Genomic DNA, 25,409 nt, shown 5'->3' on the forward strand with positions numbered 1-25,409 from the left:
CGGGTAGTTAGTCGCGTTGGGCGCGTATGTAGAGGAAGAACGGTTGGGTGTTCAGTGCGTGGAGCAGCTCGGCGTCGATGTCAGCGGTGGGCTGGATCTGTGGTTCTTCGACGGTGTCGATGCTGAAGCCTGCGCGTCGGAGTTCACCGAAGATGCTCGATAGGGGCCGGCGGTATGACTGGGCTGTCACCTCGAGGCCACCCCAGTTCCACACCTCGCTGACCAGCTGCGTGCGGTGGTAATCCGCGCGATCTGACAACAGCCATCCGGTGATGGGGTGGTGCATGGAGAAGACCAGCGTTCCGCCGGGCTTGAGGCAGCGGTGAAGCTCTCGCATCAGCGGAGCCCAGTCTTGGATGTAGTGCAGGACTAGCGAGGCCACGACGACGTCCACGCTGGCGGGTGGGGCGATGTCGGTGGGCTGGTCGAGGTCGACGAGTTCGAACTGGGCCGCAGTGCCGAGCCGTTGACGGGCGAGCTCGATCATTTGCGGCTCGGCGTCAACGGCGAGGACCTCGGCGGCTCGTTGGACCAGATGGGTGGTCAGGCCGCCGGCGGCGCATCCCAGTTCGAGAACGTGTTTTCCGCTCAAATCGCCGGCCAGTTCAAGGATGGTGGGCCGGTCGTATTGGTTGTTGACCGGATTCTTCACCGACCAGGCGGCGTAGGCGCTGGCGTGGTCTTTGAACAGCGAGGTGGCGGTCATTGGCTTCATCGTAAGCACCGCGGGCACCCAGTTTGCGCCAAGCGATGTCGCTTCCGGGCCTCTTCTCGTCTTTCGGAGTCGCGTCGAGTCGCGTGGTGAAGTCGCATAGAGTCGCTTTTGGCTTCTAGGCTGGCTTTGTGGCGAATTTGTTGAAGGCGCTTCTCGACGAACGTCACATGCACGCTTACTCCGAATTCATCGCTGAATATAAGCGCGTGGCCCGGGAATTAGACCTGCCCCGCAATGCCGTTCCGCCCACGAAATCGCAGTATTACCGCTGGGTCGGAGGTCAGGTGCGGACCCTTCCCCAAGGGCATCACTGTGTGGTGCTCGAGCAGATGTTCTCGGGCTGGACGGCCAAAGAGCTGTTCGGCCACGGACAGCCTCGCGGCCCATCAGTTGCAGTGGATGACGATGTGCTCGCCGGGATCGGGCCAGGCCTAGATCCTGCGCTGTTGGGAGGGCTCTGGGCGACGGGCTACCTGATCAGTGGCGGCTACCGGCACGTCGATCTGTCGACGGTCACCGTGCGGGGAGCGGGGATCGTGTCCCGCAACTATCCGCCGGCGCCGCGCTTTGAAGGTCATTCGGCCGGGCACGAAACCGATGTGACCGCACGGCTGTTCGGTCGACACCTGATGGGTCATTTCCGTAATCACAACGACCGCTACTTCTTTGGCTCGCTGCATCTTGTGATGCTGCCCGGTGAAACGATTCTCGACGGCTACTACACCGGTTTTCTCAATGACGCTGCGGTAGTGGCCCATCCGTGGCGGTGGGTGCGGGTCGATCCACACTCAGTCGAGGGCGTCGACCTCGATGCGGTCACCTTGGACGATCCCGGCGCTGTCTATGACACCCTCGCCGGGCGTAACCAGTTCGACGGGCCGCTCGCGCTCTCAGACATCGTCGACTCTGCCTGAACGCAGGCCGCAAGACGCGTTAGCCGAGTCGCGTCGAGTCGCGCGATGTGGCGGGACGAAATACGACTTGGTACGCGACCAAACGGGTCTGCAAGACGTCGCGGAACGACCGCCCGATCGCGCATTGTGTCGCTATGTCACCGATATCGAGTAGTGGTGCGGTAGGGGCCGGGACCTGTCCAAGCCAAGGGGTGAAGCCCTCGGGCGCTGCCGTGCTGCCCTGCATGCTTTGGACTACACCCCAGCAAAAAACCTAGCGCAATGTTTCAAACCATTGCACCGCTGTGTTTTTGTTGGTAGCGTCTGCACCCATACCCACCAGGCCCAGGCAAGGAGACCGCGCCCCGTGAGCGCCTCAGAACCACCCCCAAGGACGCCGGAAAACAGCGCGCCAAAGCACAGCGCCCGTGCATCACGGCCCACTGCCGCAGTCCGCTGGGCACCCCTCGGCGCCACCGCCCTGTGCCTGCTGCTCACCGGCTGGCCCCATTCGCCGACCCGACTCCGCCCCCAGCGATTGTTATCGAATCGTTATTGGCGAGTTGTCGTTTTTTCCTTTGCTCACTTTCGTGACTTTCCGCGTTTGACCTGTTGGAATTTTTCTGTACCCAGCCTCGGTGCCGGGGCAAAGGCATAGGGCGTTCGGAGGACCGATGGGAATGGAAAGGCTCGCCAGCAGGCCCGTTGTGGCTGTGGCTGCTGGTTGCGCGCCGGCCCTGCCCCACACGCAGCTCAGCTGCGCGGCGCGTACCGATCGAGGCTATGTCGACCGCAGGGATTTGCTGGGAGTTGCGACGCCGTTACACCGGGGCGCCGGGAGGCCGTTGGCGGGCGCGCTGGTAGGCCGCTTGGTATTCCTCGACGCTGATTCCGAGCCGTTGTGCGAGCTTGGCCGCGTTGGTGTCAGTGAGTGCCGCGTCGGCGCGTTCGATGCCGCGCAGCGTGGTGGTGGCGATCTTGGCGGCCGCGGCCAGCTCGGGCTGGGTCAGCCCTTTGAGGACACGCCAGTCACCGGGGTAGCGCTCGTCGGCGGGGATGGTCACAACCTGCTCGATCGGAGTGTCGAGGATGCGCATAACGCGGGCAAGCAGATCCACCTGAGGGGTTCCCTTGCCGCCTTCCCAGTTGAAGATGGTCGCCGGCGAGACGTCGGCGACCCGGGCGAGGTCGCTGACGCTGATGCCGTTGTGACGGCGGATCTCGGCGAAGGTCTGTGCGTTGAAGCCACGCAGCACACGGCGCGTCATACGAGGTCTACGGCCTGGCGCGTCATAGCTAGACAGGTTCACCGAGGGCTCCCGAAAATTGTTAATCCTAGTGTCTTACTTTATCGTCTTAGTTTAGAGTATGGTGTGCGTAAGACCGGCTTAATGAGGAGGATTTGGTGAAACTGCCTCACGCACTTGGGCATCGCCCAACGCCTCAGATGCCCTCCCTTGCCGGGTTCGAGCCATGCTTCGCCCCCATTCCCACCTCGCGGATCAAGCAGCCCGCCCAGGCCGTGCGTCCCGTGTACTGGTGGACCACTGAACTGCGCCGGCGCGGCGATCTGCTGCTTGGCGTGCACTTCGATGCCAATCAGCTGGCGGCGCGCGTGAGTGTGCGACTGGCCTCGTATCGCCTCGTCGAGGTGGTGCGCAGCAACGACCACAACCCTGCGCTTCCCCATGACGTGCCCACCCTGCTCGCCGAAGCGGTGTGGCGCCTGGGTGCCCTCGGGTGGACTGAGCAGCTCGACGAGCTCCTGGACCTGCTGCGCGGGCTCGGCTTGATGAACGCGCCGGCGCCGATCCGTAAGTGCGTGGCGCCGATTCCGGGGCGGGTGTGCCAACCCGACCGCGGGGTGCGTATCGCGTACTGGTGGGCGCTGGCGTTGCTGCGCCAGGGGTGGCAGCTGCACGCCTGCGGCGAAGATGTTGCTCGGTTTGGGTTCGTTGCCGAGATTCCGGCCCCGGACGGCGAGCCGAGGCTGGTCGTCTACCCCGGGGATATGGCGCCGGACGGCACCGAGGCCGCGGCGCTGGCCAACCACCTTGTCCGGCTTAGCACCCGCCAACGCCAGCTGGTGCGGCAAGCCATCGCCGACCCTGCGGCAGGGGAAGGACGGATCTTGTGATGTTTCTTGGCGCGCAGGGCTTTTCGAAGGTGGTGGTACGGCTGCTGAGCTAGCTGCGCCCGCCGCGGACGCGGCGCTTTTCGCACATGTCAATAGCGATGACCCTGTCCCAGAAAACAGAGAACCCCCCGAAGGGGGCTAACTCTGGGATTTGGACGACGAAGGTACCAGCTTCGCGCCCAAGGGTCTTCCCCCCTGAAGGAGGAGATGACTTTGCTGAGTCAATCTCAGGGTAGAGGCTACCCATCAGCGGAATCAAGCCTTTCTGCCCTCAATGTCCGTTCCACGGTGCTGACGTGCACCAACACCGGCCTAGACGCGGCCGCAGGGGCCGTCGCCGCCTCCTTGGGCCTCAGTCGGCCCGCATCCGCGGCCTTCGCTGACTGCCCGCTGTGCGGCAAGGAGCCGATCGAGCCAGTCCGGGTGGACGGCCAATGGGCCTGCCGTAGTTGCACCAGCTCCTGCCTGCTGTGCAGCTGGCCGTGCGTGCCTGGCGACGAGGCGTGCGCCGAGTGCATCCGGCACCTGGGCCTGGACCGGCAGGCGGTGCTGGTATGAGCACACCAGCGCTGTTCGTCGAGGCGAGCACCATCGAAGACCTCTCAACACCCGCCGAGCTGATGGCGGCCCCCGCGGGCCCTTACCAGTGCGCCGAGCTGGCTATCTGGGAGGAGTTGACCCGAAGCCTGACCGCCTATCCGCGCATCTGGGGATCGGTCGAAGAGGGCGCGATGCTGCTGGGCGAGGAGGTCGACGAGCTCTGGGAGGACGTACGCGCCAACCGCATCGACCACGCCCGCATTGAGGCTACGCAGGCCGGCGCGATGGCCGTCCGGTTCATCGCCGACCTCTACAACCCCATTGGGCCCGCCGGCGACCGGTGTCGTGCCGCACTGGCCGAGCAGCGCGCCGTGCGCGCGGCCGTGGGCCCCAGGCGCGCCTTGTCGTCGAGCCACGAGGGATTCGGCTTCCTGCGACGCGAATACGACGCGCTGTGGTCAGCGATTCGTTTCGACGATCCCGCCCGGCCCGCTGCCGCGCGAGTAGCCGGCATGGCGGTGCGGTTTATCGCTGAAATTACGAGCACACCAATGGTATTGGGGCGTGCGCGATGATGATGGTGATCCGTGAGCAGCAGTGGCGCAAGCAGGCCGTGTGCTACCTGGAGACCTCGGATGCCCCGGAGTTGTGGACCCCTGAGCATCGGCCCAAGCAGGATGTGCGGGTCCACCTCGAGCAGATGTGCCGGCGCTGCCCCGTGGGGCGGCAATGCGCGGGTGACGCAGTCGCCTCTGGGGCCGAGAGCGGGCTGTATGCCGGCGTGTGGGTGCCCGAGCGCCGCAAGAAAACTCAGTGGGCTCTAGCGATGGCCAGGTTGGGTGAGATCGCTGGCCTGCAGGCGGGTTCAGGTGAGCTCACCGGGCTGGGGGTCTCGGCATGAACGCGACCAAATGTGCACCCCCGCGGCGGCCGCGGCCGCAGTCGCAGGATTTCGCTTCGTTCGTGTCTGCGGTCCGGTTGCATCTGTGCGCTGTGGGTGAGGATCCCGAGACGCGTACGCGTCACGTCGCGGCGGTGTTGGCGTTCACACCCATCGAGCGTGTCGGTCAACGGATGCGGATTCACTTCGAGGACGGGCCCACCGCCTTATGGATGGCGCAGGCTCTGGCGCACAAGGATGTCGAGTTGATCGACGTCGGCGCCGACGGCGGCACGATCGTCATCGCCAATCCGCAAACCGTGTTGGGCCGCTATGGCTTTCGTGATGGTCGGTGGCTGTTCGGGCAGGGCATGCCCGCAGCGGTGGGAGTCAGCCGCGGGGCGGTGCATGCCGCGGCGCATTTCAATCGACAAGGGATGAAGGTGGCGTGCCCGAGCGCGTCGATGATGCTGACGCTCACCGCGGTGATGTCGCGGTTAGGAATCCACGCGAAGCCCACTGACGGGCGCCCGCGCGCCGCGGTCGGCCCGGGCCGTGTTCCTGAGGCGTTGGCGCGGCTGGGTATCGCCGACGTCGGCGCGCAGTATCGGCGGCTGCGTGAGAACACGTTGGGGGACCGATCATGAATGAGGTTGCGACAACACCGAATACGCGATCGATCAACCACCGAATCACCGCGCACCGGATGCGCAATCGTGGCCAGTCACCTGATGCGATCGCCGACTACTTGCGGGTCACTCCCCGCTCGGTGCACCGGTATTTGTCGTTGCCTTGTCCAGAACCGCCGCCGGCCAGCGAGGAAGTGGACTTGGTCAGCTTCGTCTCAAAGGGGGCGTGCGCTGCGTTTCCCGAGGTCGACTGGCTAAGCCGTAGTCCGTTGGTGCAGGCCGAAGCCAAGGCGATCTGCCAGTACTGCCCGGTGTTGGACGAGTGCCGCAGCTATGGGCTGAACAAGGGCCGTGATCAGCGCGGTGTCCTGGGCGGGATGACCATGGCCGAACGTGTCCGTGAGTTGCGTCGCCAACGGCGGCGCAGCGCGCAGCGGCCAGGAGTCGTCGCCGAAGACCAGGGGGCGGCATGAGGGCGGCCGGCGGCACGGCGAGACGAGCGCCGGCGGCGGCGGGCAGCGGGGCACCTGCCGATGGGCATGACGCGTACCGGCGTGGGTTGTGCGTGGACTGCAAAGCCACCTGGCACTCACCGGGCCGGACCCGATGCGATGCCTGCCACGACATCTATGCCGGCGGCGGCGTGGAGCGCACACCGGGTGCGCGGCGAGGAAGGACCACAGCAGCATGACGATGAGTGTGAGTGTCACCGCGGCGGCGGCCAACGCGGGCGGCTACATCGACGCGGTGCGCGTCGAGGAGTTGTTCGTCGATCCGTCCTATCAGCGCGCGGTCGATATGGGCCGGGCCCGCAAGCTGGCCGCCGGCTGGGATCGCCGGCTGGCCGGGGTGATCGAGGTCAGCGATCGCGGTCACGACCACAACCCGCGCTACGCGCTGGTTGATGGCCAACACCGTTGGGAGGCTGCGCGATTGCGTGACCCCCAGGCCACGATGGTGGCCCGCATCCATGAGGGTCTGACGGTAGCTGACGAAGCCCGGTTGTTTGATCGGCTCAACCGGGAACGGCGGCGCCCGTCCACCTGGGATCACTGGCAGGCCCGCAAGGCCAGCGGTGATCCTGACGTGCTGGCGATTGAACGCGTCGTGACCAGTTTGGAGCTGCAGATTCATCACGCACCCAAGGCCGGAAACGTGCGCTGCACCGCGACATTGGAGAAGCTTTTTGCCCTCGGCGGCGCCGATCTCATTCGCGACACCCTGGAATTGATTTTTCAGGTGTGGGACCTGCGCATGGATGCCTACGATGCGCCGCTTGTCCATGGCATCGGCTTGATCCAACACCATCTGGGCGACCGTATCGATCCGGAGCGGCTGGCCGACACCCTGCTGGGTGTGCTTCCGCCGGCCCTGCGCACCCACGCTGCCGCGTTGGGGGAGACCCTGACCGGCACCGCAGGTGTGCGGATGGCGATCACGATCATGGTGCTCTACAACAGGAACCGCCGCGTACCAGGACAGCGTGTCTTGGTCTGCGCGCGCACCTTCGGCGGCGGGGCGCGCAACGCGCGCTCACGTCCCCTGCCAGCCAAAAGCGCCTGAGTCGCAGGGCTTTTCACTCATAAGAGGTGTGTTGTGACATTGATGTTGGATCTTCACCTGCCGCACTGGCATCGCCCCGAGCGCCGAGCGCACTTCTCGTCGGATCGGCGCTACCGGTACTGGCTGAGCTGCCGGCGTGGGCCCGGGCCGGCACTGATGTTCATCTCCTTGAACCCGTCGGCCGCCGACGAGCACCGCGACGACCCCACATCGCGGCGTGACATCGGGTTTGCCGACGGTTTCGGCTACAGCGCGGTCACCTTGACCAACCTGTACGCCGCGCGGGCCACCAACCCCAAAGACCTTGGCGGCATGGATGATCCGATCGGGACCAGCGACGATCCGCAGTACGACAATGACGCTCAGCTCGACGCCCAGGCCGCCGCGCACGACGTGATCGTCTTGGCCTGGGGTGCTGACGCCGACCCGGCGCGGGCCCGGGCCGTGGCCAGCCGGATGTGGCGGATCTGTCAGGCCACCGGCGGCAGCCTCGCCGTACTGGGCTGGACCTGCAGCGGACAGCCGCGCCACCCGCTATATCTGCGCAAAGACACGCCGCTGCAATGCCTGACTGCACGAGCGCACCGCGACATGATCGACGTCGACCCGCGGTGGTCTGCACTGCTGACAGACAGCGATGCGCTCGCTGGGTTCGACAGCGTGGTGGCACAGTGAGCGCGCCGCACTACGCCACGCAAGACACCGCGGCGGATGCGGTGGCAATCGCTGACCATATTGTGGCGGTCCTGGGGCGGCGGATCTACCGTGCAGCGCGCGAGATCGCCCTGCAAGACGGTATCGAACAGGTCTTGCAGGAGCACGACTTTCGGGTTGAGCGGGAATTTCGGCTCACCCAGCGCGACCGGCCCGACTTCCTCGTTGATGGTTGCGTGGCTCTCGAGGTCAAGATGCGGGCCAGCGGTTCGTCGGTGCTGGCGCAGTTGGCCCGGTATGCCGCGCATGAGCGGGTGGGGGCGCTGGTGGTCGCGACGCCGCGGCTGTCCTCGCTGTCGGGGATGCCCGCCGAAATTTTCGGGGTGCCGGTGCGGATGGTCGCGCTGCCGGGGCCGGGGTTGGTGCTGTGACGGCGCGCGTCGTCGGTCAGTACCGGTGGGCCCCGGAAGGGGTGTGGGAGATCGAGGCAGAGCCCGACGTCATGATCCGCATCAAGCGGATCTTTCCGCGGGTTGCCGCCACCACCCGTGGCACGGTCACGCTGACGGGCACTCTCGAGGTCGCGCGGGATTTGGAATGGCTGACCGACCGGTGGCCCATGAAGGCCTCGTTGCAGGATCGCCAGCGGCTGCGGGCGATGGCCGGCGAGCATCGGCGCGCCGAAAGCGCTGTGCAGCATGTTCTTTCCGGCGGCGCGCTGTCGGTCGATGCGGGCCCTGGATGGGTGTCGCCGGCGGTGCCGCTGCGGGGCTATCAGCGCACCGCGCGGGATCTGGTGTGGGCGACCGGCGGGGTGCTGGTTGCCGACGAGCTCGGGATGGGCAAGACGTTCACCAGCCTGGCGCTGTTGGAGCGGCCGCAGGCGCGCCCGGCTCTCGCGGTCACGTTGACCGGCACGATGCCCAAGCAGTGGCGGCGCCAGCTGGCCACCTTCTACCCTCAGCTCACCTCGGTCGAGGTCAAGACCGGGCCGATTCATTCGCTGCGGCGCCGCGGGCGCACCGCGGATCTGATTGTGATGAGTTACTCGAAGCTGGCCAAGTGGCAGCACCACCTCAAAGGTGTTGTGAACACGGTGATTTTCGATGAGGTGCAGGAACTGCGCCGGGACCAATCCGACCGGTATAAGGCCGCGATGACCGTGGCCCGCGAGGCCACCTACCGTGTTGGTCTGTCGGGGACCCCGATCTACAACTACGGCGGGGAGATCTACAACGTCATCGACGTCCTGCGCCCGGGCGCGTTGGGCGACCGCTATGAGTTCGCGCGGGAGTGGTGCCACACCTCGGGGCTGGACACCAAAACCCAGGTGTATGACCCGACGGCGTTGAGATCATATTTGACCTCGCAGGGTCTGTTGCTGCGGCGCACGCTTGAAGAGGTCGGTATCGAGGTTCCGCCGATCATTCCGATCGAGCAGTCGGTGCCGTCGGATCCCAAGGTGCTCAGCGAGATAGAGGGTAATGCGGTTGCGCTGGCCCGGCTGATCTTGGACCAGTCTGCTAACCCTCGCGAACGCTGGACGGCGGCAGGTCAATTCGACTGGATGATGCGTCAGCACACCGGAATTGCCAAGGCGCCGTTTGTTGCCGACTTCGTGGAGCTGCTGTTGCAAAGCGAACAGCGGGTGATCCTGCTGGGGTGGCATCACGCCGTGCATGACATCTGGGCCGAACGGCTGCGCTCCTACCGGCCGGCGATGTACACCGGGCGCGAGACGGACAGGGAAAAAGAGCGGTCCTTAGACGATTTCATGGCCGGTCGGGCCCGAGTGCTGATCATGTCGCTGCGTTCGGGGGCTGGTATCGACGGGCTGCAAGAGGTGGTCAACACGCTGGTATTCGGGGAGCTGGATTGGTCCCCGGGCGTGCACAAGCAGGCCATGGGGCGGCCTGGGCGGCCCGGACAGACCAGGCCAGTGCGTGCCTATTTCGCGACCACCGATTTCGGGTCTGATCCGGTGATGCTCGAGACGCTCGACATCAAGACTTTGCAGGCCGATGCGCTCATCACCGGTTCTGGTGATGGCGTGCGCAAGCCGGCCCCGGATCGGATGACCCCGGAGCGCTACGCGCAGATCAGGCGATTGGCCGCCCATGTGGTGGAGCAGGCCGATCGGTTACCGGCAATGGAGAAAACAGCGTGAGACAGCACGATGGGGCTTCGGTGAATACGGTTGCCGCGCAGCGTCGTCGGCAATTGGTCACTGCGCGAGCTCAGCAGGGCGGGGTTGAGGTCGATCCGCGTTGGCTGTCGCCGCCGTCCGGTGCCGGCGCAGTTGCCGCCGATGCCGCCGACACTGCGACGGTGACCCGATGAGTGGCTATGGCGAATCGCGGTTTGCCATCGCGGCGGCCAGCGATGGATTTCAGTCGCGTTGGCACGCGGTGGATGTCGCCGTTTTCGGGCCTCGCGTCGCGGCAGGTGTCGAAGAATGCTACCGGCCCGAAATCTATGCAGTGTGTGGACAACGCTGCAACCACATCGCCACGCGGTTAGGCCCCTTCACCTACGGCAGCCGTTGGCTGGCCTCGCGGCGCTGCGAGCGGTGCGGCTGGGTGGTGGCGTTGAGCCGAGGCACAGTGGAACAAGAAATCGCGCACTACCTCCCTGATGGCGCGCATCGCGATGTCATCGCCGCCACCGCGGGTGGCTACCCCGATCTGCTGCGGCGCATCTTCGTGGCGATTCTGGCTGATGCCCCGCCCGGGCGAGCTGGTGAGCCTGGGCATCGTTCGGATCTGCTCGCACACGCGGCCCGGCACCGCCCCGTGGTCATGGTCTGCCAGGCCTGCAACGAGAGCTCGAGCGCTGCAACGGCCCATGGCGAGGAGACCCTGTGCTGTCCCGACTCTGCCGTGGTCTGCGCCGAGTGCACGTTCAGTGCTGGGCCGTGGGCGGGGGAGCGCGAGGGCGTGCCGACCGGTGAGTGTGTCGTCGGCGCCCCGTGTTCGGTGCTGATCACCCTGGCCCACCACTACGGCGTGGATGTTGCCGACGGCAGCGATGCCGAGCCGCCGGGGCGCGCATTGTCGATGCCCCCTCGGCTCTGAGGTTCCCGCACCCGGCAGGGGTGCAGCTGAAATCGGAAAGGAGTTCTCATGTCATCCGCCAAGAGCGCTGACGGTGCGGCCACCAAAGGACGACCGTCCGGCCATCGTGGCTGGGTCGTCTGTGATCCCGCTGGCTACCCGTACGCCTGGTATCGCAGTGATCAGGCTACAGAGCCCGCGACGGCCATGGCCCTGCTCGAACCCGACCCCCTTCTGCGACAGCAGATGACCGACGCCGGGTGGTCGGTACGCGTCGGCAGCGGCGTCGACCTAGCGCTCGGCGCCGAGCTGACCAAGGCCACCGCGTGATCTGCGCCCGACCCAACAGCGGGTGCTTGCAACAGTTAGCACCAGGCGGTTGGGGTCCCGGTTGTCCGGCCCGACAACCGGGGCCGACCTGGGCTTTTCCCCACGCCCATGGAGGGGCTAGCGCGCCAGCAAACACGGTTTCGAGGGCGTGGAGCCCTTCGGTGCCGCCGGTCGGCCGCCAGCAAACAATGCGTAGAAATGGTGCTCTACCAGCGGTTTTAATTGGCAAATCGTCGGTGGGGGCAGCTCAGCAAACACGATTTCAGCGACTCCGAGCCCCCGTATGACGCCGAGCTAGAGCCAGCAAACAGGAAAGTTCGTGTCGGTCCGCCTTCATCGGTCAAAGGCATGGTCGGATGAAGCCGACGACTCGGATCAGGAAGCCACGTCGGAAAGGAGGCAATAGCCGCCCAACATCCCCGAACACCAGGGGAGAGACGCCACAAAAAAATAGCGGGACCAGAAAACAGAAACCCCCCGGAAGGGGGATCTGGGAATCGATCAGAAGGTCGAATTCGGAGCGCCAACTCCGAGTTTCGTGAGGTCCGAAGCGCCAACTTCGAATCTCGGTCCCCGTGCTGAACAGGGAGAACTGCGTGACAAGTAGTTCCCAGGGTAGCTCTTACCCAGGACACAATTCAACGTATTCAGGCGAAGTGTCGCAGAAACACCGTCTGAACTGCTCAAAGACGCCACATGTCGGCGCGCGCCGGCGCGGCGGAGGCCGGCCGCAGGAAGTTTGCCGGCATCGACAGCGGGTGACGTTTTCCGACGCCGAAATGGTGCGCGGCCGCGTCGAAACACACGCTGCCCAGCTTGGCCTGCGAGGCGCCCGACGCCACGTCCTGACCGCGGTACTCAAGCTGCTGTGCGGCTGGAGCCGAATCACCGACGACCGGGTAGCACTCGGACAACTCGTCGAGCTCATCGCCGCCGGCGGCGGCCGACGCTACGACCTCAAAACCGTCGGGCGCGCGCTAGCGGCGTTGGCGGCCGACGGGCTGATCGTCTATCGGGCAGCCCAAGGCCGCAACACCCGCGCAATGGTGGCGATCAACGACCAATTCACCGGTGATATCGCCGTGCTCGCCCGGGATCGCGACGGCCGGGTCATCACCTCGGGCAGCCACTGCGAGCCCGATTCGGTCACCTTTTCGCGGCGCCTTCCTTATAAGAACCAATCTCTCTACCCCCCTACCCCCCGCAACGACGAGCAGCCCGACAGCTCCCGACCGGTTGAGGTCGAGGTATCCACCGACGAACTGCGCCAGGTGCTGGCCGGCTTGCCCGAGGTGCTGGCACGGCTGCCCAAGCACCTGAGGTTCATGCTGGGTGCGCAGATCCAAAACCGGCTGGCCGCAGGGTGGTTGCCCGATCAGATCCTCGACAAGCTGCACCGGCCGATGCCGGCGGACCTGCAGCGGCCCTGGCGCCTCGCGCTGTGGCGGCTGCACCACAACGTGCCCGGTGCCGGACCCCGGCTGCGCCCCTTGCAACGCGCCTGGGAGCAGCGGGCCCAACGCCAGGCCCGCCAGGAACAGGAACGCACCACTGCGCACTGGTATGCCCAAGTGGCCGCGGTCACCAGCCCCGCCGGCCGCGCCGAGCTCCTCAAGGCACACGAGGTGAAATTCGGCCGTCCCGTGGACCCGATCGCCGCGCTGGCCGCGGCGGGACGGCGGGCCCATCGGTTGTTCCCGCAGATGCCTTTGGCGGCGGCCTTGACCCGCTGGGCGCACGAAACCCTAGCCCAGTTGACAGCGGAACCCGTTGCGGTCGAAGACATTGCGGCTCCATCCGCTATCGACACCGACCTGCTGATGGACCTGGCGATCAGCGGAGGCTGCCAGTGCATGCTGTGCGGTTCACACCGCGCCACCATGCGCCCCGAACTGCCGCTGAAATCGATGGTGTGTGATCAGTGCTGGCCCGTGATCGCGGCCGAACTCGCCGGGGACCGCGACGAGGATCACGACGGCGCCCAGTGGGTGGCCGCATGACCGATCTCGAGATGCCCACACCGACCCGCGCCCGCCAGCGGCTGCAGGCTTACACCGAGCTCGACGATCGGCGCCAGCCCCCGCAGGACCTCGACGCCGAGCAGTCGGTGCTGGGCGGGATGCTGTTGAGCAAGGATGCGATCGCCGACGTGCTGGAAAGGCTGCGCCCGGTTGACTTCTACCGGCCAGCCCACCAGAGCATCTACGACGTGATCCTGGACCTGTACGGCCGCGGCGAGCCCGCCGACGCGGTAATGGTGGCCGCCGAGCTCGACCGGCGCAGCCTGCTAGCCCGGGTCGGCGGTGCGCCGTACCTGCACACGCTGATCTCCGCGGTGCCCACCGCGGCCAACGCCGGCTACTACGCCGGCATCGTCGCCGAAAAGGCCGTGCTGCGCCGCCTGGTGCAAGCCGGCACCCGGGTGGTGCAGTACGGCTACGCCGGCGCGGACGGCGCTGACATCGCCGAGGTAGTCGATCGGGCCCAAGCCGAGGTCTATGACGTCACCGAAGACCGCGCCTCCCAGGACTATGCGCCGCTGGGCGATCTCATCCAAGACACCATGGACGAGATCGACGCCATCCAGTCCCGCGGCGGACTGACCCGCGGTGTTCCCACTGGATTCGCCGAGCTCGACGACCTCACCACCGGTCTACACGGTGGACAGATGGTCATCGTGGCGGGCAGGCCCGGCCAAGGCAAATCCACTCTGGCAATGGATTTCATGCGATCCTGCTCCATCCACCACAACAGGGCCAGCGTCATCTTCAGCCTTGAGATGAGCAAGTCAGAGATCGTGATGCGGCTGCTGTCGGCCGAAGCGCGGATCAAGTTGGCCGACATGCGCTCTGGACGTCTCAGTGATGACGATTGGACCAAAATGGCGCGCCGCATGGGCGAAATCACCGACGCTCCACTGTATATCGATGATTCACCCAACCTGACCATGATGGAGATCCGCGCCAAAGCCCGCCGGCTCAAACAAAAGACCGAGCTACAGCTGATCGTGGTGGACTATCTGCAGCTGATGACCTCAGGCAAGCGTGTCGAATCCCGCCAGACCGAAGTGGCCGAATTTTCCCGCAGCCTCAAGCTGATGGCCAAAGAACTCGATGTGCCGGTCGTCGCCGTCAGCCAGCTCAACCGCGGGCCCGAACAACGCACCGACAAAATCCCCCAACTCTCTGACCTACGCGAGACCGGTCAATTGGAGCAGGACGCCGACATGGTCATCCTCATTCACAGGCCCGACGCCTACGATCGGGACAGCCCCCGAGGAGGCGAGGCGGACCTGATCGTCGCCAAACAACGAAATGGGCCCGCCCCAAGAACTTTGACAGTCGCGAGCACCCTGCACATGTCAAGTTTTCGCGACCTGGCCCGCAGCTGAGTTCGTGGTGGTGGTCTTCGACGACCACGACGGGCGAAAGGCTCATTGAAGGTGGTCACATCGAACTCCATCGCGGCCAGTGCAGGGCCGAAGCGGCACAGGACTGAGCCGCGTTATCCCCACCAGGTGCGCTATCCATCGACGGTGTCCGTTCGGGCTGTTACCATCCGGCCAGGCAAGGCTGCGGTCAACTAATCAGATTGTGCTACAGCTGATTCCGAGCGCGGACAATGTCGTCCGCGGCGTTGTACCCCTCAGGTGTCACCCCAGAGACGGAATAACGAGAACTGAGAAACCCCATGACAGTGCTTGATAACGATGCTCCGGCCCGTAACGGGGCAGACACCGCCGAGCACCTGCGGTCCGCTTCGTCGTGGCCAGGACCGGCGCCCGCGGAGCTTGCGCTCGAGGCGAAGCCGTCGCGGACCCTCGCCCAAAGCGATGTCGTCAAACCCGACGCCACCCGGCGCCACGCAGTGTGGTTTTTCTGGATGTGGTTGCTGTTCGCCACCGTGGTTTCCATCGGCGGCAACGTGATTCATGCGTGGATGACTGCGCCGGCTCCCCACTTGAAGCTGCTGGCCTCGATCGCGGCCGCCGTTCCGCCCGCGATCCTGCTCGGGTCGACGCATTCGGTGGCTCTACTGATCAAGAACCGTCGACACGGCTACCGCCGCGTCGACGCCGCCGTGCTGGGCGCTGCGCTGCTGCTGATGGCGGGTGTCGCCGGCTGTGCGTTCGCGATGTCGTTCGTGTCTCTGCGGAACCTCATGATCTTGGTCGGTATGAGCGCAGGTACGGCGTGGCTGTGGCCGATCGGGGTCGACATGTCGCTGATCTGCTCGACGTTGGCGTTGCTGACCCTGGCCTCCCCACGTAACGGCGGTGAGGGTATCGAGACGCCGGCTGGTGCGACAGTGCCGCTCTCGCCGGCCGCCGGCACTGTCAGCAGCGGCCCGCGATCCGAGGCCGAGCGGCGGCTCTGGTGGGAATCCATCGCCGCAGTCATACGCGAGCAGAACAGCGACGTGCGCAAGATCGGCGAGCTGCCCACCACGCAGCTCGCCGAGATCTTGCACCGTCTCTACGACAAGAGAGATTCCAAACGGGCGGTATGCGCCGACCACGACCTGCACCACCGCGACGTTCGCACCATCACACACACCGCAGACGACGTGCTGGCCCGGCTCGCTGCCATTCCGTCGACGGACGGGACCAACCAACTCTGACTCGGCGCGCTGCTGCAGGCAAAGGCAGTGCAGCACCGCATCTGCTGTGGGACGTGGCCCGCGACGTGCGCCTCAACCGCCGATGGTCAGCGGTTTACCCTGTCCAAAGCGCGCAGTAGGCTGAAGCCGGCCCGAGCGCAGACACGGCCGCGGGCAAAGACACCATGGGGGGGTGGACATGGCGGAGCTAAACGCCAACCCGGCTGACTTGTTGCGGTTCGCTGACGCCTACTCTGAGCTGGCCCAGCGTGCAGCGCAGATTTCACCGCAGGCCGTCACCGAACTACAGCGGGTCATGCAGACTCACGGGCCGATGGGCTACCCCACGGCGGTGGGCATCGCCGCCGGCCTGGCCAAGGCCGAGGGCCCGCTCCAGGCCAAGGTCGCCGACTTCAACACCTACTCGCAGCGCTTCACTGAGCACAGCGCCACCTACACCAAGGCCGACCAGACCGGCGCGCAGGCACTGGACAACGAGTTCCGCCCCGTCGACAACAAGGACGCTGCGAACGACCCCGACCAACCCCAGCCCGCGATCGACCCCAGGAATCCCTTTGTGGGAGACGAACGATTCGGTCACTGGCAAGACATCGTCCCGCCGCCCTACGTGGGGAAAACTCCGCCGCCGCCCTGGACTGGACACCGCCCCTGGAAAGGCCCTTCGCTTGAGGGCGGCCCCACAGGCTTCTATCCGCCCGGCGGCAAAACATGGGCCGATGACAACGCTCCGCCGTTCGCCTACCTGCAAGAACAATATCGCTTCCGCATCTCAGGTGAGGACTACACGCACTACACCCGCACTGACCCCGTTGACGGCCACCAGCAGCAATGGGTGCAGTACACCTACGAGGCTCAAAAATGGACGCAGGGCACAATCGCCGGGCCGGCATGGGCCCCTAAAGCCCCCAACGAGATCACCGGCGAGCTGGGCGGTACCAACACCGGCGGCCTCTCAGGCATCAGCCCGCCGGCATACCGAGGTCCATGGGAGCCGATAACTCTTCCGCAAATCGCGACACTGTCGGCAGCGAACCCCAGCATTCACTACTACATGCCCGACGACTGTGGTTTCCAGTTCTCCTTCCTCAACGGCACTGCTACAGGCGGAAATTCAGGACTTGGACCCATCATGCCCAGCATGATCGCCGGGCCCTAAGGACGTCTCGATGAAGAACGTGGGTGAGTATTGGTGGATTTTGCCAGTGCTGTTGTACTTCATTCTGCTTGCGGTCGTCATGCGTCGCGGAATGTGGGCAACAGTGGGACAGAACATCTACTGGGTCGCCACTTGTGTACTGGTTCTTCTGATTCCGACAAAGCCCTCGCCCTCGAGCTACGTTCTGGCGGTACTCGTCGTGCTCAACCTGTGGATCTACAGGTGGTCGCTACGCAAAGGAACTTTCGTACTCGAAAGAGCGTCGAACAACGTGGGACCAATGACTCATCAGACCTCCGAGTCGGATGAAGTGTGAGCGACGCGGCCGTGGCGAAATCTCCACTCGCACTGAGGAACTCAGGCAGTAGAATGACAGCATTGAACCGCATCCAATGGGTGGCCTTCCTGGGGACGGGCCTCGCCGCCGGAGTCGGATTCTGGTTCGTGGTGACTTTCACCCTCGCCGCCGCCGGATTGTATTTCTACGCCCTGCATATCGCCTCGTACGTCGCAGTAATCCTGTGGCTGAAGCCATCCGCACGCAGCCACCTACAGAATCGCGCCACTGCTGATCGGCGTCGGATTGATGGTGAGCTACTTCGCCGTCGCTTGGACTGCTGCTCACGCCTGAGCATCCACACCACCGGTTTGCCGCCCAGTAACCTCATCCGTGAGGCGAATGATGGTTGCGCGGCGGCAGCGGAAAGAACGCTGCCCGAACGGCATTCGACCCCCAGGCCGAGAGGAGCCAATGCAGGCCGCAGGAGCGTGCCCTAGGCGTGGGTACCTTGACTTTGTGCCGGCGGGTCGATCCAGGGATAGGTCACTGCGAGGTATTCGTCGCGCGACACAACGAGGGTGGGTGCAGGTGTCGACATATCGACGTAGTTATGGCCGGCGCGGCCCTTCTGGCTCAAAACCGTTAGGTCAAGGGAGATCTCGTCCGCTTTGGCCGGGTCAAGTTGCCAATTGACGTGCGTTGGGTCAAGGGTGATATCGGCTGCGCCGGCGCTGATGACGAATTCGTGGGTCACGCTGTCGTGCTCCAAACGCGACGACCCTCGCTGGATGGCGTCGTTGAGTGCGGCGCGGAAAGTGTCGAGCCCAGGGCCGTCCAGAGTCAGCAACACCGCATCGTGCCCGTAATCAAAGCGGGGCAGATAGTTCACGCGAATTATGTTCATGGGATTATCCAGGCACCTAGTTGAGTGTCGTTGTTGAATGATACCGAGGCGCAAAGACAAGACGGACGATGTGTGATTTCTTCATCGCGCAGCGCGGGCTCATAATCTCGGATCGTGCGGACGGTCGATGCTGGCAAGTAGCGAGCGGTACAGGTTTTCAGTCAATGCGGCGCACTCCGCGGCTAAGGCCGACTGGGCGTCGGCGCCAACGACAACGGCTTGCTCGATGAGTGCCCCGCCGCCAGCGCTGTTGACGACGTAGTTGTTGAAGTGACTGAGAACCTGGCGGTTACCGGTGGTTAGGCGGCCCGAGGCCCGGGTGGCGACGATTGCGTATTGCGGCGGTACGTCGACCGGGTGAGCGCTGATCTCGGTTGCCTGACTGTCGCGCAAGATGCGGTCGGCGTTACGTAGAACAAGTGCTTCTGGCACCGTGCCCGGTACCCGGTACAGGTTGAGGACCTCGCAGCCATCCCAGTGGTTGGTGCTGTTCACGCGGCGAAGCAGCAGACGCGTCACCGCGGGGGCGTCAGCGTCGGCGATAGCCCACGCGGAGGGGACGGCGAGTGCCGGCAACCAGAGGTGCAGGTGTGTGGAGGCCACATGTTGCAAGGGGCCGACGTGCTGGGCGATTTCTTGTGCCAGCGACGACACCGCGGTGGGATCAAACGCGGTCGGCATGGGGGAAACGTCGTTCATGCGATGGCCACCGCGCCCAGGAGGAGCAACAGAAGTAGCCCGCCGCCGGCCACCTCGGTTTCGGCGGGGCTCGGCGGTGGCACGTCGATGTGCGGCGGGCTGATGTGGGGGATCAAGCTCGGCGCCGGCGGCGGGGAGGATGCCGGGGGTGGCGCCGGCATGGTGGCGCCGGGGAACGGCGCCAACAACGGATTCTGTGGTGGCCCGATCACGCCCGGCGGTGCGGGCGCATTCGGATTGAGCAACCACGGCGGCAGACCGGAGATGATCGAGGGGCCGCTGACTGGAGGTAGCCCGCCAATGGGAACGTTTTCCCAGTCAGAGCCCGGCCCCGGGCGGGGTTTGTAATCCCAGTGCGGATTGTGCTGCCATTCGTCACCGGGGTAGTAGCGCCACTCACCGCCGTGTTGGTCATAGAGGCTTCGCCCTCCGCGTGCCACCGCGCTGGGACGACTCGCAGGCCCCTCGGTCAGGGGCCCCTCGACGGGCGGCCGCACGCCCTCAGGTGGGAGGCCCTCGACTGGGGGCTTAGGCGGGGGTGGGGGTGGGGGATCTTGTTTGAACGTGTGCTGGTCGACCGCCTGTATACGCGGTGTCGATCCTTGCTCGCCAGCTGCGGCTGCGCGTGCGCCTAAAGCTTGCTCGGCCGTCGCGGCTTGTTCCACGAGGGCGGCAGCTTTGGCTTGGTGGTCGTTGATGCGGCTCAGGATTTGCGCTTGACCCGCCGGCGAATTCGGGTCCGGGATGGCGCCGACCTCGGACGCCTCGAGTCGGGCGTTTGCATCGATGGCTCGGGCGCCTTCGAAGTTGATCCGACGGCTCTCATCGGTGATAGAGGCCCAGGTACCGTGAGAACGCGCGGTCGCATCCAGAACGAGATGGTCGGCTTGTGTGGCGACGGCGTAGGAAGCGGCCACGGCGGTTGAGAACCTCGCCCCGATTATCTGGGCGCGCGTGTCGTTGGTCCCTTGACTGAGGGTGCGAGCGTAGCTACTGAGGTCACCAAAGCCGCCGCCATCGACGGGGGTGGAGCCGAACAAATCGAAATAGCGCCGATGCTGTTCTTGTGACAGCATCTCCAGCTGCTCGATGGCATCCACGAGACAGCCCTCCTCCGCCGCGTCTGCCGTGCGTGGAGTAAACCTACCAACTGTGGCAGCTTGCTGAACTGCAGTTCGGGCAACAGCGGCGCGGCCTCAGCGCGCCGGTCACGGATGGGCGCTATGGCCTGTTACGTGCGTGTGGCTGGCCGGTCGAGATCCAGCACGGCTGTCAGTGTCTGTGTCCACCAGCGCAGTTGGCGGCGGCGGCTGGCGTCGGGTTCCTTGATGCCCGCAGTGCGACGAAATTCAGCACCGTAGGCGGGTTCGGTGGCCAGCGCCTGGTGCAGAGCGGCGACGGCGAGGCGGGTGTCGTCGCGTGGGGGGCGCCGGCCGCCGGATTTGCGCCGGGCGGCATGGAGGGCGTCAACGACAGGTTCCAAGATGCCGTCGCTGTGATCGCGCCATCCCGCGCTGTGGAGGGCCATCGCGAGCTCGCCGTATCCGTCGGCGTAGACCTCAGCGATACGGTCCACCAGCTCAGGTATCTGCGCGCCGGCGCGCACCCACTCCTGTGCGGCGTCCTCGACGGCCGCGCGGATCCGGCCGCTGCTGTGACGCAGCACAGCTGCGAGCAGCCCTTCGCGGCTACCGAAGTGATGGTTGACACCGGCGTCGGTTATGCCGACGCGCTCGGCGACGGCGCGTACTTCGACCGCCCGCGGCCCGGCCTCGATCAGCAATTCCTGAGCGGCGTAGAGGATTAACGACTGGGTTTCGTCTGGGCGGCGGCGTTTTCGAGATGGTGGCATGCAACGATCATACCTTGACGCGCCAAAGCGGCGCTGCTACGCTTTGGGGTGTCAAGGTAAAGATACGACCAAGGCCTCCGTAGCTCAGTTGGTAGAGCAGCTGACTTTTAATCTGCGGGTCCGGAGTTCGAGTCTCCGCGGGGGCACAGTTTTTCTGTATGACGCCGGTTGATGCTTGACATTTTGTCTTCGGGTGATGCCTGACGGTGTTTCGGCTGATGGTTGACAGTTACTTCGGTTGATCCTTGACACTCCTTCGATGAGGGAGTTATCCGTGGCCGAACAGAGGTATCAGGCCGTGTTGGCGGTGATCAGCGATGGGTTGTCGATCTCGCAGGTGGCCGAGAAGTTGGTTGGTGTCGCGCCAGACGCTGCACTCGTGGTTGGCCCGCTATGAGGCCCAGGGTCTTGAGGGCCTGGTGGATCGGTCGCATCGGCCGGTGAGTTGTCCACATCAAATGCCCGCGCGGGTCGAGGCGGTGCCGTTGGAGTTGCGCCGCTCGCGTCCATACTGGGGTCCGCGGCGGTTGGTGTTCGAGCTGGCGAAACGCCAGGTGTCGCCGGTGCCCTCGGAGTCAGCGGCCTACCGGGCCTTGGTGCGGGCGAACATGATCGATCCGGGTCTGCGGGATCGGCGCTCGCGCAAGTGGAAACGCTGGGAACGCGGGGCGCCGATGGAGTTGTGGCAGATGGACATCGTGGGCGGGTTCCCACTGGCTGATGGCAGCTGCGCCAAGGCGTTGACCGGGATTGATGATCATTCGCGGATGTGTGTCTGTGCGCGGTTGATGGCCCGGGAACGCACCCGGGCGGTCTGCGACGGGCTACGCGTAGCGCTACAGACCTACGGGGCGCCCGAGCAGATTCTCACCGATAACGGCAAGGTGTTCACCGGGCGGTTCAATCACCCCGTGGTCGAGGTGCTCTTTGATCGGATCTGCCGCGAACACGGCATCGAGCATCTGTTGACCCAGCCACGCAGCCCCACCACGACCGGCAAGATCGAGCGGTTCCACCGCAGCATGCGCGCGGAATTCCTCAGCAGCACATCATCGTTCGCGAACCTGAAGGCAGCCCAGCAGGCTCTCGATGAGTGGGTGGCTTACTACAACAGCGCCCGCCCGCATCAGTCGCTGGACATGGACACCCCTGCCCAGCGGTTCACCCCGGCGGCCCCAGCGTCGCCGACGGTGGCTTTACCGGTGGCTGATCGCAGCGGTGATGATTGGGTCAGCCGCCGGGTGTGTTCCAACGGCATCGTGTGCGTGTCCTGGCAACAAGTCTGCATCGGACGCCACCATGCCGGCGCTCGCTGCGACGTCCACGTCGACGGCGAGCTGCTGCGGTTTTTCATCGGCGACGAACTCGTCAAAACCGCCGCGCGCACCAGTACCGGCGAGGTACGAAACAAACGGGCCCTACGCACCAGCGCCGGGACCTAAACCACACACAGAGTGTCAAGGATCAACCGGCATAGAAATGTCACCCATCAACCGACTCTGAACAGGGGCACAGTTTTTCCGACGAGGGCAGCGTTTTTCAGTTACTAACGCTGCGGTGTGTCCTCACGCCTACGGCCACCAACGGTGGCGATGCTCAACCACCCGTTAAGCATCCAGCCGGGCCGCCGGCAGTGTTAAAACCCCACCCGGCACAGGCGTGGGGTGGGGGTGCAGTCCGAAAAGCAGCATTAACCACTGCTGTTGTTGTTGTTGTCGAGATGCAGTGAGGATTGACAAGGTGGTCAGTGTTGTTTAACAACAGGTCGCGCAGGCATGCCGAGCGGTAATTGCTCCGGGGAGAGTGGCGATTTCGGCGGGCAGTTAGTTTGACACCGGTACGCGACACGCCGGGTATCTGTCAAAGTACCTCGGCGATTCTGGTCAATCTTCGCTGCATCGCCTCAACCACCACCACCCACCACCACCAGTAGTAGCCGCGATAGCGTCGTTGTTGTCGGTGGCTGCCGATACGATCGGTGTTGTAAGGGCAGGTCATTGGGGCTGGCCCACAATTCCCAAAGGGGGAGCGCAAGATGTATTCAACCAAGTCCATTGGTGACGTCGTTCGGAATCTGGTGGGAGTTCTTGGGTTTCGGCCTGTGGAGTCGCTGGTGGTGGCGGCCGTACAGGGTGGCTGCGTGAGTTGCGTTCTGCGTGTGGATCTCAGCGACGTCGCGGCGTCGAATGCGCTGGAGAGGTTGGCGTCGTTGGTGGGGCGCAGTGGTGCCGATGGCGCCCTGGCGGTGTTCGTGTCGACGCTGAGCAGCTCGTGCGAGATGTGCGCGGAGCGCTTTGCTGGCATGGCGGCAAGGTTGGGAGAGGCGCTGGAAGCGGCGGGCGTGCGCCTTCTGGATGCCGTGATGTTGGACCGAGTCGAGGCGGGTGGACGGTGGCAATGTGTGGACGGGTGTGGCAAGTCCGGTGTGCTCGACGATCCAGCGTCTTCGGCCGCCGCGGCGGCAGCGGTGGTCGCGGGACGCCGGATGTATGAGACGCGGGATGAGCTAAGAGCGATTGTGGCCGTTGATGTTCAGCGCGCCGCTGCGGTGGCGCCCATGCTGGCCGGTGCTGACTGTGCTGGCGGCGCGGTGGATGACGTGCCCGTATCGGTGCGCCAGGCGGTGGCTGCGGTGCGTCGCGTGGGCCAGGGCGCCGTCTTGTCGAATGCCGAGCTGGCGGATATCGGCGCATCGCTGGGCGACGTGCGGGTGCGAGATGCGCTGTTTACGTTGGTGGACTCACACGAAGCGAGCGCAGCCGAGATGCTGTGGAGCCAGCTGGCGCGGGTCCTGCCACAGCCCTACCGATCCGAAGCCTTGTGCCTCGTCGGATTCAGCGCATTTTCGCGGGGCGAAGGGCCGCTAGCTGGCGTCGCGCTCGAGGCGGCGTTGGCAGACGATCCAGCTCATCGGATGGCCGGATTGCTGGATTGCGCGCTGCAGAACGGAGTGCGGCCTGAAGAGATTCGCAACCTGATCCAGCACCATGTCTCAGCGCTGGTGATTTGACCCTTGCCCGGAGGTTGCGGGGTGCGGATATGCCTGGCGCTGATCGCACCCTGCCAACCCGCAAGGCGGTCGACTACCCCACCCGGCATAGGGCTGGGGTAGTGGTCAATTCGTATGTGGGAGTGCGGGTGTGGTGATGTTCTTGTCTTCTTCTTCTCCTTTTCTCCTCGGTCGCCGTGTCGGTAGCGGCCGGTAGTATCCGTGTGTGTAGGGCCTACCGCGAGGGCGGGCCCACCGACCCGTGAGGGGTTTGGGTTATGGCGAGTGCGCCGGTGTTCTACCTGGGGACGCATATGGATGGGTGGTTAGCACATGTGGGTGTGCCGTTGTTCGTGTCGCACCGCCGCTTGTCGCGACGTAAGACACTGCCGAAGGCACGTTCGGGGTGGGCGCTGGATTCCGGGGGGTTCTCAGAACTGTCTCTTTACGGAGGGTGGCGCACCACTGCGGAGGAGTATGTCTCGGCGGTAAAGCGCTACGACCGCGAGATTGGCCAGCTGGAATGGGCGGCCGGAATGGACTGGATGTGTGAGGACGACATGCTTGCCCGCACCGGCCTGACCGTCGAGGAACACCAGCGGCGCACCGTGGCGAACTTCGTGCTGCTGGAACGGATGTGGCATGAGGACGACGACGCGGACCTGCATCCCGAAGCCCCGTTTATGCCCACTTGCCAGGGCCAAACTGTCGAGGATTACCTGCGGTGCTGGGACATGTTCGGCGAGGCCGGGGTGAACGTCAGCACTTATCCGTCGGTCGGTGTCGGGTCGGTGTGCCGGCGGCAACACACCGGCGAGATCCGCGAAGTGCTGGAGGCGTTGCGTGATCGTGATCCGGAGGTGCCGCTGCACGGGTACGGGGTTAAGACACAAGGCCTTCGGATCTACGGGGATCTGCTGGCGTCGTCGGACAGCATGGGGTGGAGCCTGAACGCGCGAAAGAACCCGCGGCTGCCGGGCTGCGCTCACGCGAAGTGCTCGAACTGTCTCAAGTGGGCGTTGCGGTGGCGCCGGGGCCTGGTTGCCGGCGGGTGCACCGAACACGGCGAACCCTGCGACGGCACCGCCGGAACATGTCATCAACGAGAGTTATGGGTGCTGCGCGAACTGAACGCCGCGGCGGCCTGAGCGCCAGCGTGCGCTCTGCACCCGGGCTGTGCCGGTGCGCAGGGCGGCCAAGGCTGACTCGGTGCGAACAACCGAAGGAAGGGGATGTGAGAACCATGATGGCGACCACTGGCGGCGGTCGGGCGCGTAAGGGCGCGGCCGGCGGCGACGAGCTGTCTGGGCCGCGCTGCATCCTGCCTGGCTGCGGTAACGCTGCAGAGCAGAAGGGGATGCCGTGCGCGGAGTGTGCAGCGGCGTTCGGCAGTCACCTGCGCCAAAGCGACGGTCCACCGATGACCGCCGACGCGCAGGCCAAGCGGGACAACGAAACTCAGGCGACATATGCGGTGCTGTTGGCCGGCGGACAGCCGCCTGCGACCCGGCCGGT

Annotated in this window: 28 protein-coding genes, 1 tRNA gene and 2 pseudogenes; 25 read left to right on the forward strand and 6 right to left on the reverse strand. The window is 65.1% G+C overall.

The features are described from left to right. Window positions 1–7: 7 nt before the first annotated feature. Window positions 8–706, reverse strand: coding sequence for a class I SAM-dependent methyltransferase (locus tag AC2VON_RS21255; RefSeq protein WP_176234870.1), 699 nt, complete (start codon window positions 704–706; stop codon window positions 8–10). Between the two features lie 137 nt (window positions 707–843). Between AC2VON_RS21255 and AC2VON_RS21260 the strand changes: the two genes are divergently transcribed. Next, on the forward strand, window positions 844–1,629 hold the full coding sequence (locus AC2VON_RS21260) for a hypothetical protein (protein ID WP_036473359.1): 786 nt from the start codon (window positions 844–846) through the stop codon (window positions 1,627–1,629). 800 nt (window positions 1,630–2,429) lie between these two features. Here the strand turns inward: AC2VON_RS21260 and AC2VON_RS21265 are convergent. Further along, the gene (locus AC2VON_RS21265; RefSeq protein WP_064939214.1) at window positions 2,430–2,876 is read right to left on the reverse strand and encodes a helix-turn-helix domain-containing protein; all 447 of its coding nucleotides are present in this window, start codon (window positions 2,874–2,876) and stop codon (window positions 2,430–2,432) included. Window positions 2,877–3,055: 179 nt separating this feature from the next. Between AC2VON_RS21265 and AC2VON_RS21270 the strand changes: the two genes are divergently transcribed. From AC2VON_RS21270 to AC2VON_RS21360, 19 genes are all read left to right on the forward strand, one after another. Next, window positions 3,056–3,745: a hypothetical protein gene (locus tag AC2VON_RS21270; protein ID WP_245845398.1), complete on the forward strand. Its 690-nt coding sequence runs from the start codon at window positions 3,056–3,058 to the stop codon at window positions 3,743–3,745. Window positions 3,746–4,033: 288 nt separating this feature from the next. Next, window positions 4,034–4,303, forward strand: a complete 270-nt coding sequence (locus AC2VON_RS21275) for a hypothetical protein (RefSeq protein WP_240631779.1) — start codon at window positions 4,034–4,036, stop codon at window positions 4,301–4,303. After that, window positions 4,300–4,860: a hypothetical protein gene (locus AC2VON_RS21280; protein ID WP_225337332.1), complete on the forward strand. Its 561-nt coding sequence runs from the start codon at window positions 4,300–4,302 to the stop codon at window positions 4,858–4,860. The genes AC2VON_RS21275 and AC2VON_RS21280 overlap by 4 nt, the downstream gene beginning before the upstream one ends. Then, window positions 4,857–5,186 carry a WhiB family transcriptional regulator gene (locus AC2VON_RS21285; protein ID WP_051641662.1) on the forward strand — a complete coding sequence of 110 codons (330 nt, stop codon included), beginning with the start codon at window positions 4,857–4,859 and terminating at the stop codon, window positions 5,184–5,186. Before AC2VON_RS21280 ends, AC2VON_RS21285 begins: the two co-directional genes overlap by 4 nt. Next, a complete protein-coding gene (locus AC2VON_RS21290) occupies window positions 5,183–5,812 on the forward strand; it encodes a hypothetical protein (RefSeq protein ID WP_036473348.1) in 630 nt (209 codons plus the stop codon). The genes AC2VON_RS21285 and AC2VON_RS21290 overlap by 4 nt, the downstream gene beginning before the upstream one ends. Beyond that, window positions 5,809–6,267 carry a WhiB family transcriptional regulator gene (locus AC2VON_RS21295; RefSeq protein ID WP_225337334.1) on the forward strand — a complete coding sequence of 153 codons (459 nt, stop codon included), beginning with the start codon at window positions 5,809–5,811 and terminating at the stop codon, window positions 6,265–6,267. Before AC2VON_RS21290 ends, AC2VON_RS21295 begins: the two co-directional genes overlap by 4 nt. Before the next feature lie 214 nt (window positions 6,268–6,481). Further along, complete coding sequence (locus AC2VON_RS21300; protein ID WP_036473344.1) at window positions 6,482–7,357, forward strand: DUF6551 family protein; 876 nt, start codon at window positions 6,482–6,484, stop codon at window positions 7,355–7,357. Window positions 7,358–7,399: 42 nt separating this feature from the next. Continuing rightward, complete coding sequence (locus AC2VON_RS21305) at window positions 7,400–8,032, forward strand: DUF1643 domain-containing protein (RefSeq protein WP_225337344.1); 633 nt, start codon at window positions 7,400–7,402, stop codon at window positions 8,030–8,032. Further along, entirely contained in the window at window positions 8,029–8,442 is a 414-nt protein-coding gene (locus AC2VON_RS21310; protein ID WP_051641661.1) for a hypothetical protein, read from the forward strand. The genes AC2VON_RS21305 and AC2VON_RS21310 overlap by 4 nt, the downstream gene beginning before the upstream one ends. After that, window positions 8,439–10,178, forward strand: coding sequence for an SNF2-related protein (locus AC2VON_RS21315; protein WP_051641660.1), 1,740 nt, complete (start codon window positions 8,439–8,441; stop codon window positions 10,176–10,178). Before AC2VON_RS21310 ends, AC2VON_RS21315 begins: the two co-directional genes overlap by 4 nt. Beyond that, on the forward strand, window positions 10,175–10,351 hold the full coding sequence (locus AC2VON_RS21320; RefSeq protein WP_176234869.1) for a hypothetical protein: 177 nt from the start codon (window positions 10,175–10,177) through the stop codon (window positions 10,349–10,351). The genes AC2VON_RS21315 and AC2VON_RS21320 overlap by 4 nt, the downstream gene beginning before the upstream one ends. Continuing rightward, window positions 10,348–11,085 (forward strand): hypothetical protein, encoded by a 738-nt coding sequence (locus AC2VON_RS21325; RefSeq protein WP_051641659.1) that lies wholly within the window; start codon window positions 10,348–10,350, stop codon window positions 11,083–11,085. Before AC2VON_RS21320 ends, AC2VON_RS21325 begins: the two co-directional genes overlap by 4 nt. A 48-nt stretch (window positions 11,086–11,133) precedes the next feature. Then, window positions 11,134–11,394, forward strand: coding sequence for a hypothetical protein (locus AC2VON_RS21330; protein ID WP_084954305.1), 261 nt, complete (start codon window positions 11,134–11,136; stop codon window positions 11,392–11,394). 758 nt (window positions 11,395–12,152) lie between these two features. Beyond that, a complete protein-coding gene (locus tag AC2VON_RS21335) occupies window positions 12,153–13,394 on the forward strand; it encodes an oxygenase MpaB family protein (protein ID WP_036473337.1) in 1,242 nt (413 codons plus the stop codon). Window positions 13,395–13,405: 11 nt separating this feature from the next. Continuing rightward, a complete protein-coding gene (dnaB, locus tag AC2VON_RS21340; RefSeq protein WP_051641719.1) occupies window positions 13,406–14,785 on the forward strand; it encodes a replicative DNA helicase in 1,380 nt (459 codons plus the stop codon). A 299-nt stretch (window positions 14,786–15,084) separates the two neighbouring features. Further along, on the forward strand, window positions 15,085–16,014 hold the full coding sequence (locus tag AC2VON_RS21345) for a DUF2637 domain-containing protein (RefSeq protein ID WP_036473331.1): 930 nt from the start codon (window positions 15,085–15,087) through the stop codon (window positions 16,012–16,014). Between the two features lie 178 nt (window positions 16,015–16,192). Next, window positions 16,193–17,170 (forward strand): type VII secretion target, encoded by a 978-nt coding sequence (locus tag AC2VON_RS21350; RefSeq protein WP_081284056.1) that lies wholly within the window; start codon window positions 16,193–16,195, stop codon window positions 17,168–17,170. Between the two features lie 10 nt (window positions 17,171–17,180). Continuing rightward, complete coding sequence (locus AC2VON_RS21355; RefSeq protein ID WP_036474318.1) at window positions 17,181–17,486, forward strand: hypothetical protein; 306 nt, start codon at window positions 17,181–17,183, stop codon at window positions 17,484–17,486. 62 nt (window positions 17,487–17,548) lie between these two features. Beyond that, window positions 17,549–17,947: a hypothetical protein gene (locus AC2VON_RS21360; RefSeq protein WP_139830093.1), complete on the forward strand. Its 399-nt coding sequence runs from the start codon at window positions 17,549–17,551 to the stop codon at window positions 17,945–17,947. On the opposite strand, the gene AC2VON_RS21365 is transcribed toward AC2VON_RS21360, so the two are convergent. The 4 genes from AC2VON_RS21365 to AC2VON_RS21380 all read right to left on the reverse strand — a co-directional run bounded on the left by AC2VON_RS21365 (window position 17,944) and on the right by AC2VON_RS21380 (window position 20,905). After that, the gene (locus tag AC2VON_RS21365; protein ID WP_486954651.1) at window positions 17,944–18,339 is read right to left on the reverse strand and encodes a hypothetical protein; all 396 of its coding nucleotides are present in this window, start codon (window positions 18,337–18,339) and stop codon (window positions 17,944–17,946) included. The two genes, AC2VON_RS21360 and AC2VON_RS21365, sit on opposite strands and share 4 nt — an antisense overlap. A 114-nt stretch (window positions 18,340–18,453) precedes the next feature. Beyond that, a complete protein-coding gene (locus AC2VON_RS21370; RefSeq protein ID WP_232232275.1) occupies window positions 18,454–19,035 on the reverse strand; it encodes a hypothetical protein in 582 nt (193 codons plus the stop codon). Between the two features lie 14 nt (window positions 19,036–19,049). Beyond that, complete coding sequence (locus AC2VON_RS21375; RefSeq protein WP_051641748.1) at window positions 19,050–20,153, reverse strand: hypothetical protein; 1,104 nt, start codon at window positions 20,151–20,153, stop codon at window positions 19,050–19,052. A gap of 131 nt (window positions 20,154–20,284) precedes the next feature. Next, complete coding sequence (locus tag AC2VON_RS21380; RefSeq protein ID WP_036474320.1) at window positions 20,285–20,905, reverse strand: TetR/AcrR family transcriptional regulator; 621 nt, start codon at window positions 20,903–20,905, stop codon at window positions 20,285–20,287. A gap of 73 nt (window positions 20,906–20,978) precedes the next feature. Here AC2VON_RS21380 and AC2VON_RS21385 point away from each other — a divergent pair. The 5 genes and pseudogenes from AC2VON_RS21385 to AC2VON_RS21405 form a co-directional block, all read left to right on the forward strand. Continuing rightward, window positions 20,979–21,051: transfer RNA gene (locus tag AC2VON_RS21385), tRNA-Lys, on the forward strand. Window positions 21,052–21,164: 113 nt separating this feature from the next. Beyond that, a pseudogene (locus AC2VON_RS21390) lies at window positions 21,165–22,347 on the forward strand (IS481 family transposase). Between the two features lie 593 nt (window positions 22,348–22,940). Continuing rightward, complete coding sequence (locus AC2VON_RS21395) at window positions 22,941–23,915, forward strand: DUF4192 domain-containing protein (protein ID WP_036474322.1); 975 nt, start codon at window positions 22,941–22,943, stop codon at window positions 23,913–23,915. Window positions 23,916–24,172: 257 nt separating this feature from the next. Next, window positions 24,173–25,042 (forward strand): deazapurine DNA modification protein DpdA family protein, encoded by an 870-nt coding sequence (locus AC2VON_RS21400; protein ID WP_036474324.1) that lies wholly within the window; start codon window positions 24,173–24,175, stop codon window positions 25,040–25,042. A 95-nt stretch (window positions 25,043–25,137) separates the two neighbouring features. Beyond that, a pseudogene (locus AC2VON_RS21405) lies at window positions 25,138–25,409 on the forward strand (hypothetical protein); the annotation flags it as partial.

The organism is Mycobacterium sp. TH-M82, from assembly GCF_057473605.1.

Coding starts and splice junctions, on each gene's coding strand:
- AC2VON_RS21255 (WP_176234870.1), bottom strand. CDS start 706: ATGACCGCCACCTCGCTGTTCAAAGACCACGCCAGCGCCTACGCCGCC.
- AC2VON_RS21265 (WP_064939214.1), bottom strand. CDS start 2,876: ATGACGCGCCGTGTGCTGCGTGGCTTCAACGCACAGACCTTCGCCGAG.
- AC2VON_RS21270 (WP_245845398.1), top strand. CDS start 3,056: ATGCCCTCCCTTGCCGGGTTCGAGCCATGCTTCGCCCCCATTCCCACC.
- AC2VON_RS21280 (WP_225337332.1), top strand. CDS start 4,300: ATGAGCACACCAGCGCTGTTCGTCGAGGCGAGCACCATCGAAGACCTC.
- AC2VON_RS21285 (WP_051641662.1), top strand. CDS start 4,857: ATGATGATGGTGATCCGTGAGCAGCAGTGGCGCAAGCAGGCCGTGTGC.
- AC2VON_RS21290 (WP_036473348.1), top strand. CDS start 5,183: ATGAACGCGACCAAATGTGCACCCCCGCGGCGGCCGCGGCCGCAGTCG.
- AC2VON_RS21295 (WP_225337334.1), top strand. CDS start 5,809: ATGAATGAGGTTGCGACAACACCGAATACGCGATCGATCAACCACCGA.
- AC2VON_RS21300 (WP_036473344.1), top strand. CDS start 6,482: ATGACGATGAGTGTGAGTGTCACCGCGGCGGCGGCCAACGCGGGCGGC.
- AC2VON_RS21305 (WP_225337344.1), top strand. CDS start 7,400: ATGTTGGATCTTCACCTGCCGCACTGGCATCGCCCCGAGCGCCGAGCG.
- AC2VON_RS21325 (WP_051641659.1), top strand. CDS start 10,348: ATGAGTGGCTATGGCGAATCGCGGTTTGCCATCGCGGCGGCCAGCGAT.
- AC2VON_RS21330 (WP_084954305.1), top strand. CDS start 11,134: ATGTCATCCGCCAAGAGCGCTGACGGTGCGGCCACCAAAGGACGACCG.
- dnaB (WP_051641719.1), top strand. CDS start 13,406: ATGCCCACACCGACCCGCGCCCGCCAGCGGCTGCAGGCTTACACCGAG.
- AC2VON_RS21345 (WP_036473331.1), top strand. CDS start 15,085: ATGACAGTGCTTGATAACGATGCTCCGGCCCGTAACGGGGCAGACACC.
- AC2VON_RS21350 (WP_081284056.1), top strand. CDS start 16,193: ATGGCGGAGCTAAACGCCAACCCGGCTGACTTGTTGCGGTTCGCTGAC.
- AC2VON_RS21355 (WP_036474318.1), top strand. CDS start 17,181: ATGAAGAACGTGGGTGAGTATTGGTGGATTTTGCCAGTGCTGTTGTAC.
- AC2VON_RS21370 (WP_232232275.1), bottom strand. CDS start 19,035: ATGCCGACCGCGTTTGATCCCACCGCGGTGTCGTCGCTGGCACAAGAA.
- AC2VON_RS21380 (WP_036474320.1), bottom strand. CDS start 20,905: ATGCCACCATCTCGAAAACGCCGCCGCCCAGACGAAACCCAGTCGTTA.
- AC2VON_RS21395 (WP_036474322.1), top strand. CDS start 22,941: ATGTATTCAACCAAGTCCATTGGTGACGTCGTTCGGAATCTGGTGGGA.
- AC2VON_RS21400 (WP_036474324.1), top strand. CDS start 24,173: ATGGCGAGTGCGCCGGTGTTCTACCTGGGGACGCATATGGATGGGTGG.